This window comes from Streptomyces cellostaticus, assembly GCF_001513965.1.
In the GTDB taxonomy this organism is placed as follows: domain Bacteria; phylum Actinomycetota; class Actinomycetes; order Streptomycetales; family Streptomycetaceae; genus Streptomyces; species Streptomyces cellostaticus.
Window position 1 is genome coordinate 19,583 of the sequence record NZ_KQ948049.1, and the last position, 12,938, is coordinate 32,520.

Consider the following 12,938-nt stretch of genomic DNA (forward strand, 5'->3'; position numbering starts at 1 on the left):
GGTTCGCTGCTGGCCGACGGGACTTCGGTCCCGTCGGCCAGCGCGCCGTTCCTGGGGGCTCCGCCCCCAGACCCCCGGATGTGCGCTGCACCCCAGGGTGCGGTAAAACCCCGTCGAGCCTCCGGCAGGAACGGGGTACCGTTCTTGATGTCCCCGGCCATACGGACCCGGGGCCATCGATCCCGTACCGGCGGGTGAACCGGCTACACACATGTACGTGGGGACTCTGTCCTTCGACCTCCTCCTCGGCGACGTCCACTCGCTGAAGGAGAAGCGCTCCGTCGTCCGCCCGATCGTCGCCGAACTCCAGCGGAAGTACGCCGTGAGCGCGGCCGAGGTGGACCACATGGACCTCCACCGGCGAGCGATCATCGGCCTGGCCATGGTCTCCGGCGACGCGGCGCACCTCACCGACGTACTGGACCGGTGCGAACGGCTGGTCGCCGGCCGCCCCGAAGTGGAGCTGCTGTCCGTACGACGGCGCTTCCACGGCGACGACGACTGACCACAGAACGCAAGAAGAAGAAAGAACGGGAGACGGACCAGTGGCCGACAACGCGCGGGCGAAAAGGCTGGCGGACCTCATCCGGGAGGTGGTGGCCCAGAAGCTGCAGCGCGGGATCAAGGACCCGCGGCTCGGCACGCACGTCACCATCACGGACACCCGGGTCACGGGTGACCTGCGGGAGGCGACCGTCTTCTACACGGTCTACGGGGACGACGAGGAGCGGCAGGCCGTGGCCGCCGGCCTGGAGAGCGCCAAGGGCATCCTGCGCTCCGAGGTCGGCCGCGCGGCCGGCGTGAAGTTCACACCGACCCTCACCTTCGTCGCCGACGCCCTCCCGGACACCGCCCGGACCATCGACGACCTCCTCGACAAGGCACGGCAGTCCGACGCGAAGGTCCGCGAGGCTTCCGCGGGCGCGTCGTACGCGGCCGGCGCCGACCCGTACCGCAAGCCGTCCGACGAAGAGGCGGCAGACACGACCGAGACGGGCGGCGACACCGCGGAATGACCCAGAAGCACACCACGCCCGACGGCCTTGTCATCGTCGACAAGCCGTCGGGCTTCACTTCGCACGACGTGGTCGCCAAGATGCGCGGCATCGCGCGCACGCGCCGCGTCGGCCACGCCGGCACCCTCGACCCGATGGCGACCGGCGTCCTCGTCCTCGGTGTGGAGCGCGCCACCAAGCTCCTCGGGCACCTCGCCCTCACCGAGAAGGAATACCTGGGCACCATCCGGCTCGGGCAGAACACCGTCACCGACGACGCCGAGGGGGACATCACCTCCTCCACCGACGCGTCCAAGGTGACCCGGGACGCCATCGACGCCGGCATCGCCAAGCTCACCGGCGACATCATGCAGGTGCCGTCCAAGGTCAGCGCCATCAAGATCGACGGCGTACGGTCGTACAAGCGGGCCCGTGAGGGCGAGGAGTTCGAGATCCCCGCCCGGCCGGTGACGGTCTCCTCCTTCACCGTGTACGACGTCCGGGACGCCGTGGCCGAGGACGGCACCGCCGTGCTCGACCTGGTGGTCTCGGTGGTCTGCTCCTCCGGCACCTACATCCGTGCCCTCGCCCGCGACCTGGGCGCCGACCTGGGCGTCGGCGGCCACCTCACCGCGCTGCGCCGCACCCGCGTCGGGCCGTACAAGATCGACTCCGCGAAGACGCTGGACCAGCTCCAGGCGGAGCTGACCGTCATGCCGATCGCCGAGGCCGCGGCTGCCGCGTTCCCGCGCTGGGACGTGGACGCCAAGCGCGGGAAGCTGCTCCTGAACGGCGTCCGGCTGGAGATGCCCGACGAGTACGCGGGCGCCGGGCCCGTCGCCGTGTTCGACCCCGAGGGCAGCTTCCTCGCGCTGGTCGAGCAGCACAAGGGCAAGGCGAAGAGCCTGGCCGTCTTCGGCTGACCGGAATCCGCACCGGTCCGCACGGGTGTCTGCCCGTGGAGCGGCGGCCACGGGGTCCTGCCACTGCCGCCGCTCCACGGTCCCCCCTCGGTTCCCCCACCCCTAGGGTGTATCCAGCCGTACCCGCCTATTCACCCGACCGGGCAGGCGCTCGGAGTGAAGCGGGGGAGCGGAAGGGGGCGCTTTCGCCCCGCGAGCTGTCCCGCTGATCACCACACGCCTACCGTCGAAGGCGAGGGCACGTGTGTACGGGCGGGGAGGTACGGCCATGGCGGGTCGGGGCGGAGATGCGAACCGTACCGGCGTCTTCGACCGGGCCCGGGAAGAGCACCGGGCCGAGCACAGAGAAGAGCACCGGGCCGAGCACCGGGAAGAGCACCGGGCCGACATCCGTGCGGACGGCACGGGCCGGACCGGCGGGCCGACCGGCGCAGACGTCCTCGTCCAGATCCGCGACCTGGCCGGCCGTACCCGCGGCGTCGGGTTCCTCGCCGACCATCACGGCACCCTCCTCACCAGCCACGAGGCCGTCGACGGCCTGCCCCGGCTGGTGCTGCGGGCCGCGGGGAACCGCACCTGCGTGGTCGACGCCGACGCCGTCATCCCGCTGCCCGCACTCGATCTGGCCCTGGTCCGCACCGAGGGCCTCGGGGTGGATCCCCTTGCGCTGACCGTCCGGGAACGCATCGAGGCCGGCACCTACGTCCGGATCGCAGCGGGCTGCTGGCGCGAGGCACGGGTGCTGGCCGCCACCCAGGTGACGTACACCGCCACGGACCGCTTCCACATCCTCGAAGACGCCCTGGAGCTGGCCATCGGCACGGCCGGCCGGGACGCGCTGCGGCTCGGCGGCGGCGCGGCCGGGGGCCCGGTGCTCGACGCGGCCACCGGCGCGGTGCTCGGCATCCTCGGCACCGCCCTGCACTCCGCCCAGCGCGACACCGGCTTCGCGGTGCCCCTGCGGCCGGCCGACGGCCCGCTGGCCGAGCTGCTGGCCTGCAACGCCGTCACCGTGCCCGCGTACGGCGCCGACCTCAACCTGGCCGGCGTCCTGGAGCTGACCGCCACCTCGGTGGGCCAGGACGGCCCGCCGGACGCCCTGGCCGGGCAGGTCGGCGCGGCCGCCGGTCCCGGTGCGGTGCAGCCGGTCCAACGCGCCAACGTGGTAAGGGAGTTGGCCGCCTTCACCGACGGCGACCGTGCCGTACTCGGCCTCGTCGGCGCCCCGGGCAGCGGTCGTACGACCGAACTCGCGGCCCTCGCCGCCCGGCGCAGCCGGAGCGAGCGGCCCGCTCCCACCCTGTGGCTGCGCGGCGCCGACCTGAAGGACGCCGACGGCTCGGTGGCGGACGCGGCCCGTCGCACCCTGGAGCGCGCCGTCCGGATCGTCGCCGCCTCCCGCTCCGTGCGCCCCGCCGACCTCGGCGACCTCACCCCCGAGCGCCTGGCCCGCTTCGCCGGGCGGGCCGGCCGCCCCCTGCTGCTCCTCCTCGACGGCCCCGAGGAGATGCCGCCCGTCCTCGCCCACCGGCTGTCCGAGTGGACCGAGGGGACGGCCGAGTGGCTGCGGGAGACCGGGGCCCGGCTGGTGGTGGCCTGCCGGGAGGAGTACTGGGAGCGTGCCGGGGCGGAGTTCCCGGCGGACCTGCGCCACCTGCCGACGGGCGCTGAAACCGGCCTTCCGCCGTGCGTGCGGCTCGCGGACCTCACCGAGGACGAGGCCCGCCGGGCCCGCTCCCGCTACGGCATCCCCGACGACGCCCTCACCGGCCGCGACGCCCGGCACCCGCTCACACTGCGCCTCTTCTCCGAGGTCCGCACCGCCCTCCCGGACACCCCGCCCGCCCGGCCCGTCGACCGGCACGACGTCTTCGCCGCCCACCTCGACCTGATGTGCCTGCGCATCGCGGTCCGCCTCGCCGCCGAGAACGGGCTGCGGGGTACGGCCGTACGGCGGCTCGCCGCCAGGGTGGCCGGGCAGGTGCATGAGGCCGCCCGGCGCAGCCTCGGCCCGGGCCAAGGCGAGCTGGACCGCGCCTCCTTCGAGGCGGTGTTCCCCTGGGGGCCCGCCCCGGCCCGGCTCGGCGGCGGCGCCGGCTGGGCCTCCGCCGTCCTCACCGAAGGCCTTCTGGTCCCGGCCGGGGCCGGCTACCGCTTCGCGCACGAGGAGCTGGCCGACTGGATCCAGGGCATGCACCTCGACCTGGACGAGGCTCTGCACGCCCTGGTGCACCGCCCCCGCACCCCCCGCGGAGCCCACCCGCTTCCCGTCCCGCACCACCGCGTCGGCCCGGTCGTCCAGGCCATACTCCTGCTCGGCCGTCAGTACGGGCCCCGCCAACTCTCCTTCCGGCTGCGGGAGTTGACGGACGCGCTGGACCTGGAACCCACCTCCTGGTGGGCGGCCCGGCTGCTCACCCGGACCCTGCTCCAGGTCCCGGACGCGACGCCGTACACCGAGGCGCTGCGCCTCCTCGCCGACCGCATCGTCGCCTGGCGCCGCGGCCGGCGGCCCGTACCGGCCGAGTTCGGCCCCGCCTTCTGGCTCGCCCTGCCTCTCCCCGACACCGAACGCTTCGCACTGCTGCGGCAGCTGGTCCTGGCGGACGGGGCACCGTCGGAGCAGGGGGGCGGCGAGGGGGAGGGCATGGCCATGGGCAAGGGCGATGGCGATGGCGATGGCGTGGGCTTGGGCGAGCGTGGGGGCATGGGTGCGTTCGCCGACGCCGGTGAGTCAGTCGGCGTCGGTGAGCGCGTGGGCGCGGAGGAGCCCGGCGCCGCAGGTGCGCCTGTAGGCGTGTCCGAGGGCGTGGCTGTGGCGGAGCGGTACCTGGACGCCGTGGCGCGGCTGCTCGCCGCCGACCCCGCCGCCGTACAGCCGCACCTCGTCGGCTGGTTCGACGACGAGCGGCCGCTGCCCGCGACCCCGCACGCCACCGTGGCGACGGCCGCGCAGGCCCTGCTGCACACGCACCGGCACGGCGCCCTGGACGACCTCACCGAGGTGCTCGTCCAGAGCGCGCACCGCAGGGCCGACGAGTTGCTCACCGTCCTCGCCGAGGACGAGCCCTCGGCGGTCTGCCGGGCCGTCGACCGCTGGGCGCACGACGAACGTCCCGCCCGCCGGGTGGCGGCAGTGGCGTTCGCGCTGCGTGCCGTCCCCCACGTCCACTCGGCGGCCGACCGCGAACTGCTGCGCTACGCCGCCCTCGCCCTGCTCGCCCGCCCCGCCGACTGCACGCTGCACGGCGGTGCCCTCGCCCTCCTGGTCCGCGACCCGCACACCCGCGACCGCCATCTCACCGAGGCCCTGCGCCACTTCGCCGACGGCGACCCGCAGCTCCCGCCCGGCGCCCTGGTCCCGGCCCTGACCACCCACACCGAACCCGTCCTGGAGGCCTTCCGCGCCCGCCTGCGCCGCGGCCCGGACGCCGGGGAGGCGCTCCGCACACTCGCCGACGTCACCACCCCGGCCCTCGCCCGCCGGGTCGCCGCCCTCGTCCGGGAGGCGGTGGGGGTGCGGCCGGGGACCGCCGAGCATGTGGCCACGTACGTGGACCGCTGCCTGGACCAGGGACCCGCCGCCCGCTCCGTCCTGCTGCCCCTGGTCACCGGTCTCCTCGACGGCGGGCCCGAACAGGTCCGGGCGGCCCTCGCCACCGTGCTCGCCGCCCCCGGCGCCCCCGCCTCCCGCCCCCTGCGCCGTGAGCTGCTGGACTTCCTCCTCGCCCATGAGCGGCACCCGGTCGTCCTGGACGCCCTCCTGCACGCGGCGGCCCCGCACGGCGACGGCCGGGACGCGGAGCTGCGTGCACTGGTCCACCGCACCGGCCTGCTCCTCGTCCGCACCCCGGACGGCGCGACCCGCTTCGACTGGGGCCTGGTCGTCCTGGCCCGGCGGGTGCCCGGCTTCGCCGCGCGGATGGCCCGTTGGCTGGGCGAGACCCCGGACGACTGGGCCGTGGTGGTGGGCCCCAGCGCTCGCCGCATGATCGAGAACCTGGCGGGGGTGCAGGTACCGGCCTGAGCCGGGCCGCGAACGTGCGCCCGGTCACAGCCCCCATGCCGATGCGGGCCCCGGGCACCCGGCATGGCACCCTTAGACCTGCACAAGAGGTCAACGGTAGACACGGACACGGGTTCGAGGAGCGGTCACAGTGCAGCGCTGGCGTGGCTTGGAGGACATCCCCCAGGACTGGGGGCGCAGCGTCGTCACCATCGGTTCCTACGACGGCGTCCACCGCGGCCACCAGCTGATCATCAAGCACGCCGTCGACCGCGCCCGTGAGCTGGGCGTCCCGGCCGTCGTCGTCACCTTCGACCCGCACCCCAGCGAGGTCGTCCGCCCCGGCAGCCACCCGCCCCTGCTCGCCCCGCACCACCGCCGCGCTGAGCTGATGGCGGAGCTGGGCGTCGACGCGGTGCTCATCCTCCCCTTCACCACCGAGTTCTCGAAGCTGTCGCCCGCCGACTTCGTCGTCAAGGTCCTGGTCGACAAGCTGCACGCCAAGGCGGTCGTCGAGGGCCCGAACTTCCGCTTCGGCCACAAGGCCGCCGGCAACGTGGAGTTCCTCGTCGGGCAGGGCAAGATCTACGACTTCGAGGTGGAGATCGTGGACCTGTACGTCACCGGTGAGGCGGGCAACGGCGAGCCGTTCTCCTCGACCCTGACCCGGCGCCTGGTCGCCGAGGGCGACGTGGCCGGCGCCCGCGAGATCCTGGGCCGCCCGCACCGGGTGGAGGGCGTGGTCGTGCGCGGCGCCCAGCGCGGCCGCGAGCTGGGCTTCCCCACGGCCAACGTCGAGACGCTCCCGCACACCGCGATCCCCGCCGACGGCGTGTACGCCGGCTACCTGCACGCGCAGGGCGAGGTCATGCCGGCCGCGATCTCCGTCGGCACCAACCCGCAGTTCGACGGCACCGAGCGCACGGTGGAGGCGTACGCCATCGACCGCGTCGGCCTCGACCTGTACGGGCTGCACGTCGCCGTCGACTTCCTCGCGTACGTACGCGGCCAGGCGAAGTTCGAGTCGCTGGAGGCCCTGCTGGAGCAGATGGCCGAGGACGTGAAGCGGTGCCGCGAGATCGTGGCGGCGGAGGAGTAAGTCCTCTTCGCACAGCGAAAGGGCGGCCGGTGCGGAACACGCACCGGCCGCCCTTCGTCATGCCGTCCTACTGCTGGGGCGGCTGCTGCTCCTGCGGAGGCTGCGGGTGGCCCTGCTGCGGCGGGTAGGGCTGACCGGGGGCCTGCGGCGGGTAGGGCTGGCCCGGGGCCGCCTGCGGGTGCGGCTGCTGCTGCGGCTGGGCCGGCTGCGCCGGATAGGGCTGCGGCGGACCGGTGTACAGCTCCTGGCCGGGGGCCTGCGGGTACGGCTGGCCCTGCTGAGGCGGATACGGCTGCTGCCCCTGCGGGTACGGCTGCTGCCCTTGCGGGTACGGCTGCCCCTGCGGATAGGGCTGGCCCGGCATCGGCTGTCCGGGCATCGCTTGTCCGGGCATCGGCGGGGCTGCCACCGGCGGCGGGTTGCCGTCGCTGGTCCACAGCCCGTGCATCTGCTGGTGCCGTACGAAGTCCTCGGCGACCATGGCGGCGAGGTGGAAGTACGCCTCGCGCACCTTCGGCCGCATCATGTCGAGGTCGACCTCGGCACCGGCGGCCAGATGCTCGTCGAAGGGCACCACGACCACACCGCGGCAGCGGGTCTCGAAGTGCGACACGATGTCCTCGACCTTGATCATCTTGCCGGTCTCGCGGACCCCGGAGATGACGGTGAGCGACCGCGACACCAGGTCGGCGTACCCGTGCGCGGACAGCCAGTCCAGGGTCGTACTCGCGCTGCTCGCCCCGTCCACGGACGGCGTCGAGACGATGATGAGCTGGTCGGCGAGGTCGAGCACCCCGCGCATGGCGCTGTAGAGCAGGCCCGTGCCCGAGTCGGTGAGGATGACCGGGTACTGCTTGCCGAGCACGTCGATGGCGCGCCGGTAGTCCTCGTCGTTGAACGTGGTGGACACCGCCGGGTCCACGTCGTTGGCGATGATCTCCAGGCCGGAGGCCGCCTGCGAGGTGAACCGCCGGATGTCCATGTACGAGTTGAGGTACGGGATCGCCTGGACGAGGTCACGGATGGTGGCCCCCGTCTCCCGGCGCACGCGCCGCCCGAGCGTACCGGCGTCCGGGTTGGCGTCGATGGCGAGGATCTTGTCCTGGCGCTCGGAGGCGAGCGTGGAGCCGAGGGCGGTGGTCGTGGTCGTCTTGCCGACGCCGCCCTTGAGGCTGATGACCGCTATGCGGTAGCAGGACAGCACCGGCGTGCGGATCAGTTCGAGCTTCCGCTGCCGCTCGGCCTCCTCCTTCTTCGCACCCAGCTTGAAGCGGGACGCGGCGGCAGCGGGCCGGCCGCTCTTCGCCTTCTGCTTCTTGTTGTTGAGCAGCCGGTCCGAGGACAGCTCCACGGCCGCGGTGTAACCCAGCGGCGCGGCACCCGGGTTGGTCGGCTGCCGCTGGTCGTGCTGAATCGGCTGCGGCCAGGCGGCACCGGTACGGGGGTCGGCGGGCGGCAGCGGGGCCTGGGCGGCCTGGGCGGACTCGGGGTTCTGCGGGGGCTGGGTCTGCTGTCCCGGCTGGGGGAAGCCGTAGCCGGACTGCGGAGTGGGCCCGTTGGGGGTCGGCTGCGGTCCCGGCTGGGGGAAGCCGTAACCGCCGGGCTGGGCCTGGGGGTTGGGGGTGCCGGGCTGCGGGAAGCCGTAGCCGGACGGCGGGGTGGGCCCGTTGGGGGTCGGCTGGGGCGCCGGGGGCTGCGGGAAGCCGTAACCGCTCGGCGGGGTCGGCTGAGGTGCCGGTGCCGGGGGCTGGTCGGCCGTGGGGCCGGGGACGCCGGGGGCCCCCGGGGCATAGGGCTGGCCGTGCTGCGGCACCGGCTGCGCGGGAGACGGCGGGGTGGGGGCACCGGGCTGGTTCCAGGCGGCGGGCGCGGGCTGCGGTGCCTGCGGCTGGAACGGCGGCTGCTGTCCGGGCACGCCCGCGGGACCCTGGGCGGCAGCCGACTGCGGCTGACCGGGCATCGGGCCCGGCTGCTGCGGCGCGGCCTGCGCGGGCCACTGGGCCGCCGGGGCGGGGGCGGCGGGCTGGTACGACGGCGGCAGCGGGGGCATGCCGCTCTGCGGCGCCGGCGGGGGAGCCCAGGCGGGCGGTGTGTCCTGGGGGACGGCGGGGGCCGCCGGAGCCGCGTTCTGGGGTGCGCTGTCCTGAGGCGCGACGTTCTGCGCCACGGCGTCCGTGGGCTCCGGCGTCTCGGGCTCGGCGTCTGCGGCCGTGCTGCCCTGGGACGGCGCGGCAGCCGCAGCCTCGGCAGCCTCGGGGGCGTCCTCGCCCTCGGCCGTGGGCTGGGCCCCGGTCTCGGTCTCGGGCACGGACTCCTCGGCGGACTCGGAGGGCACCGCCGTATCGGCGTCCGCCCCCCCGGCATCCGGAGCCGCGGTGGCCGCACCCTCCGCGCTGTCCTTCTCGGCACCGTGCTCGGAGGCTGCCGCAGCGGAGTCGCCCGTCGCGGACGCCTCCGGCTCGGTCCCTGCCTCCGCTGCCTCAGCCTCGGCACCGTCGACGCCCGTGGCGTCCGCGGTGACCGGTTCGGCACCCTCCGCGGGAGCCTCGTTCCCGGACCCGGCGGTCTGGGCCTCGGCAGCCGCACGTTCCGCGATCTCGGCCATCTCACGCTTCAGGGCGACGGCGGAGAACCGCATGGTCGCCCCGCTTTCCAGGTCCCCGTTGTCCGGCTCCGGTTCCGGAACGACCGCGGTGAACGGAGCCGGAGCCGCCGGCTGGGACGGCTCGGCCTGCGGCTGCGGCTGCTGCAGCTCGAACCCGGCGGGCAGCTTCGGCACCGGAACCGGATCCCCGGCCGGCGGCGCGGGCGGAGCATACGGCGCCCCGGGACCCGCGACCGGAGCCGGCGGCGGGTAGGGCGCACCCGGCGCGGGTGCAGGGGGAGCGGGCGGAGCGTAGGGCGCACCCGGCGCGGGTGCGGGGGGAGCCGGCGGGGCCGGCGAGGCGAACGGCGCCCCGGGTGCCGCCGTCCCGGCCGACGGAGTCGCCTGCGGCGGCGGAGTCAGCCCCGGAAGGGGCGCTGCCGGAGGGAACGGCGGAGGCTGCGAAGCCCCGGAACCACCCGGACCACCCGCACCACCCAGAGCACCTGGAGTACCCGGAGTACCCGGAGTACCCGGAGCACCCGAGGTGCCGGAACCGATCGAACCGTCGGCACCACCCGCTTCGCCCGGACCGGCGGAGCCGCCCGCAGCCGAACCGCCCGCGATGCCGGCGCCTCCCGAGGTCCCGGACGCGTTCTGCGTGTACCAGGCGGGCGGGGCGTAGTCGATGGTGAACTCGCCGGTGGTCTCGAAGGCCGACTCCGCGTCGGGCTGGTCATCGCCGGGTGTGGCCCAGCCCCCGCGGATCCCGTCCCGATCGCTGCTCACAGTTCCTCCTGGTGTGGTCGAGCACCCTCATGCCGTGCCGGGGCGACCATGTCGTGTCGTTCACGTCGTCCGTGGTCGTTCGAGGCAGTCCGATCCACCGGCCCTCCCCCTGGGCCGACGACGCCTGGTCCACGGGCTTCTGGCATCGCGCCCGCTCCCAGCCTAATCACCACGAGGCACACCTCGGCAGGCCCGCCCACCTCTCAGCACACGCGCATCGGCACAAGCCGCGTACAAACCACGAAGAAACCACGAAGAAACCACGCACGAGCAACGAGCAAGCGTTGAACAAATGGGACGATAAAGGTCAGTTCAGTCCATCCGGCGCGGTGTGCCCAACAATCCGATCTCGGCATCGGTGGGTTGGGTCATCACATACTGCCGGTCGCGGTCGGTGCACCACAGCGTCACGCCGTCGGGCAGCGCGGGCAGCGACTCCACCTCGGTCCGGGACAGCCCCATGGTGCGCCCCAGTTCCGCTGCCTCGTCAGGCGAGACCCGCTGGATACCGGCGAGCCGCGCCTGCCGCAGCAGCCGGGGGGCGACCGGGCTGAGATACGGCAGCAGGGTCAGCACGGACTGCCAGGGCCCCGACACCGTGCGCCCGCGCGGCGGCCGCATACCGCAGTCCCGCACCACCAGCACCGGCGTCCCGGCCGACGCGCCCTGCGGCGGCACCCGCCCCACGTCGTACACGGCGAGCCCGTTCTGCCCGCCGCCCATGGCGTGCACCATCTGTATCCAGGCCTGCGGCCGACCGGTCTCCACGGCAACCCGGGCACCCGTCGCCGCCGTACGCAGCGCCAGCACCTGCGCCGTCCACAGACCGCCGATCAGCACGACGTCGTAGGGCGTGGGGCGGTTGATCCCCAGCACGGCCGGCTGCCCCTCGGCATCGACACCGGCCACCACCCCGTCGTCCCCGATGGGCAGGGCGAGCGCCTCCAGTTGCTGCACCGGCAGCGAGTGCCGTCCGTGGCGGGGCCCGATCAGCCCGAGCCCGTGCCGCAGTCGCTCACCCACCCCTCGCAGCCCGGAGGCCGACGAGACCTCTGCCGTGCCCGGAGCCCCGGAAGGAGCCGTCGCCATCGTCGGGATCGTCGTCACCGCACACCTCCAAGCGGCAGCGTGGCCAGCATGCCGGGCAGCTGCTCACGGTCGAGCCGGGCGAGCCCGGCCCCGGCCTGCCGCGCCGCGCCCTCCAAGGCGCGGCGCGCGGCCACGAGTTCGTCGTCACTGCGCCCGGTCACCCGCAGGTGCCCGCACAGCGACACCTCCTGACGCTCACCGCGCGCGAGGGTGAGGCTGAAGGTGGTGGCCAGCGCCGGTATGGCCGTCACCCGGGCGACGAACTGCGGCAGCGACTCACCGCGGCCGCCGCCCAGTTGGGGCCACCGCCTGACCCAGTACGTCGTATGCCGCCGGTTGTCGCACCGCCAGCTGCGTCCGGACTCCTCGGTCCGCCGCTCCCGCGCCTCGCTGCGCCCCGCCTCGGCGGTGACCAGCGGGTTGGCGCAGGCCGAGGTGGCGAGCGCGGCGATCAGCTCCTCCTCGTCGAGCACCCGGGCCCGGAACCCCGCCCCGGTCAGCCGGCTCGCGAGATGGTCGGCAGCCCGCACGACACACTTCTGTGCCCCGAGCAGCCCGCCCCCGCGCGCGGCCACGGCCTCGGCGCACAGCTCCGGGTCGAGCTTCAGCGCTATCCAGGTGATGCGTACCGCCGGGGCGCCCGTCTGCTCCTGGAGCGGCACATAGTTGGCGACGGCCACGGACTGCTGAGGCAGATGCAGCGCCGGCGCCGGCTGCGTGTGCAGCACGATCTGTGCGGACTCCAGCCGGATCCCGTCCACCTCGAGCGCGTCCCGCACCAGCGTCAGCGGCAACGGCTGCCGGCTCCGCTCGGCGCGCAGCGCGGTCGCGTCGGCCTCCACCTGGAGCAGGACGGTGACGAAGGTCCCGTCCCCGACGATCCCGGCCGGCCGCCGGTCACGCGCCCCGTAGGAGTAGGTCCGCAGCGCGGGCTCGCACTCCAGGGCGGGTACCAGGGCCGGTTCCGTACCCGGCGGTATCGGGGTGTTCGCGGCCCGGCGCCGGCGTGCCTTCAACTCCCGTGCGGTGCCGAACCACTCCGGGAGCGAACGGCCCCGGCGCCGGACGAAGGCCAGCAGGACCAGGGCTACGGCGACGACCGCGGCAGGCACCAGCGCGAGCGTGCCCACGGCCCAGCCGACGAGCAGGACGGCGGCCGCGATTTCCACCAGCACGATCCGTTGCAAACGGAACGAACCCGCCTGACCCGGTCGGGGCCTGAGACCGAGCGTGACCGGCTGCTGCGCCGCGCCGCGCTGAGCGGACGCCCCGCGCGGTGCCGACGCGGACGCATCCGCCCGGCCTCGTGCCGCCGAACGGCCGCGCGATCGCGTCCGCGTTCCGGAAGCCATCACTCCATCCCCCCGTTTTGCTCACAACTCGCTGGAACCAGGCGCCTGCACACGACCCTTGAGGGCCCAGGTACCCTACCCGCTCCACAGGACTCGCCCCG

General features: G+C 74.5%; 8 protein-coding genes. 5 read left to right on the forward strand and 3 right to left on the reverse strand.

The window, feature by feature from the left end; translation table 11 throughout:
- The first annotated feature begins 211 nt into the window (after positions 1 to 211).
- The 5 genes from AQI88_RS37480 (at position 212) to AQI88_RS37500 (ending at position 7,023) form a co-directional block, all read left to right on the forward strand.
- Positions 212 to 505, forward strand: a complete 294-nt coding sequence (locus tag AQI88_RS37480; RefSeq protein ID WP_067008837.1) for a DUF503 domain-containing protein — start codon at positions 212 to 214, stop codon at positions 503 to 505.
- Positions 506 to 545: 40 nt separating this feature from the next.
- Positions 546 to 1,016: a 30S ribosome-binding factor RbfA gene (rbfA, locus tag AQI88_RS37485; RefSeq protein ID WP_067008840.1), complete on the forward strand. Its 471-nt coding sequence runs from the start codon at positions 546 to 548 to the stop codon at positions 1,014 to 1,016.
- Positions 1,013 to 1,918 (forward strand): tRNA pseudouridine(55) synthase TruB, encoded by a 906-nt coding sequence (truB, locus tag AQI88_RS37490; protein WP_067008843.1) that lies wholly within the window; start codon positions 1,013 to 1,015, stop codon positions 1,916 to 1,918. Before rbfA ends, truB begins: the two co-directional genes overlap by 4 nt.
- A gap of 268 nt (positions 1,919 to 2,186) precedes the next feature.
- Positions 2,187 to 5,945: a trypsin-like peptidase domain-containing protein gene (locus AQI88_RS37495; RefSeq protein ID WP_244184510.1), complete on the forward strand. Its 3,759-nt coding sequence runs from the start codon at positions 2,187 to 2,189 to the stop codon at positions 5,943 to 5,945.
- Positions 5,946 to 6,075: 130 nt separating this feature from the next.
- Entirely contained in the window at positions 6,076 to 7,023 is a 948-nt protein-coding gene (locus AQI88_RS37500; RefSeq protein ID WP_067008846.1) for a bifunctional riboflavin kinase/FAD synthetase, read from the forward strand.
- Between the two features lie 67 nt (positions 7,024 to 7,090).
- Here AQI88_RS37500 and AQI88_RS37505 read toward each other — a convergent pair whose 3' ends face one another.
- The 3 genes from AQI88_RS37505 to eccE form a co-directional block, all read right to left on the reverse strand.
- A complete protein-coding gene (locus AQI88_RS37505; protein ID WP_079058057.1) occupies positions 7,091 to 10,396 on the reverse strand; it encodes an SCO5717 family growth-regulating ATPase in 3,306 nt (1,101 codons plus the stop codon).
- A 312-nt stretch (positions 10,397 to 10,708) separates the two neighbouring features.
- Positions 10,709 to 11,485, reverse strand: a complete 777-nt coding sequence (locus tag AQI88_RS37510; RefSeq protein ID WP_067008923.1) for a hypothetical protein — start codon at positions 11,483 to 11,485, stop codon at positions 10,709 to 10,711.
- A gap of 14 nt (positions 11,486 to 11,499) precedes the next feature.
- Positions 11,500 to 12,837, reverse strand: coding sequence for a type VII secretion protein EccE (eccE, locus tag AQI88_RS37515; RefSeq protein WP_079058058.1), 1,338 nt, complete (start codon positions 12,835 to 12,837; stop codon positions 11,500 to 11,502).
- Positions 12,838 to 12,938 lie beyond the last annotated feature (101 nt).

Excerpts from the sequence above, each read along its gene's own strand:
- AQI88_RS37480 (WP_067008837.1), top strand. The coding sequence starts at position 212 with ATGTACGTGGGGACTCTGTCCTTCGACCTCCTCCTCGGCGACGTCCAC.
- truB (WP_067008843.1), top strand. The coding sequence starts at position 1,013 with ATGACCCAGAAGCACACCACGCCCGACGGCCTTGTCATCGTCGACAAG.
- AQI88_RS37495 (WP_244184510.1), top strand. The coding sequence starts at position 2,187 with ATGGCGGGTCGGGGCGGAGATGCGAACCGTACCGGCGTCTTCGACCGG.
- AQI88_RS37510 (WP_067008923.1), bottom strand. The coding sequence starts at position 11,485 with ATGGCGACGGCTCCTTCCGGGGCTCCGGGCACGGCAGAGGTCTCGTCG.
- eccE (WP_079058058.1), bottom strand. The coding sequence starts at position 12,837 with ATGGCTTCCGGAACGCGGACGCGATCGCGCGGCCGTTCGGCGGCACGA.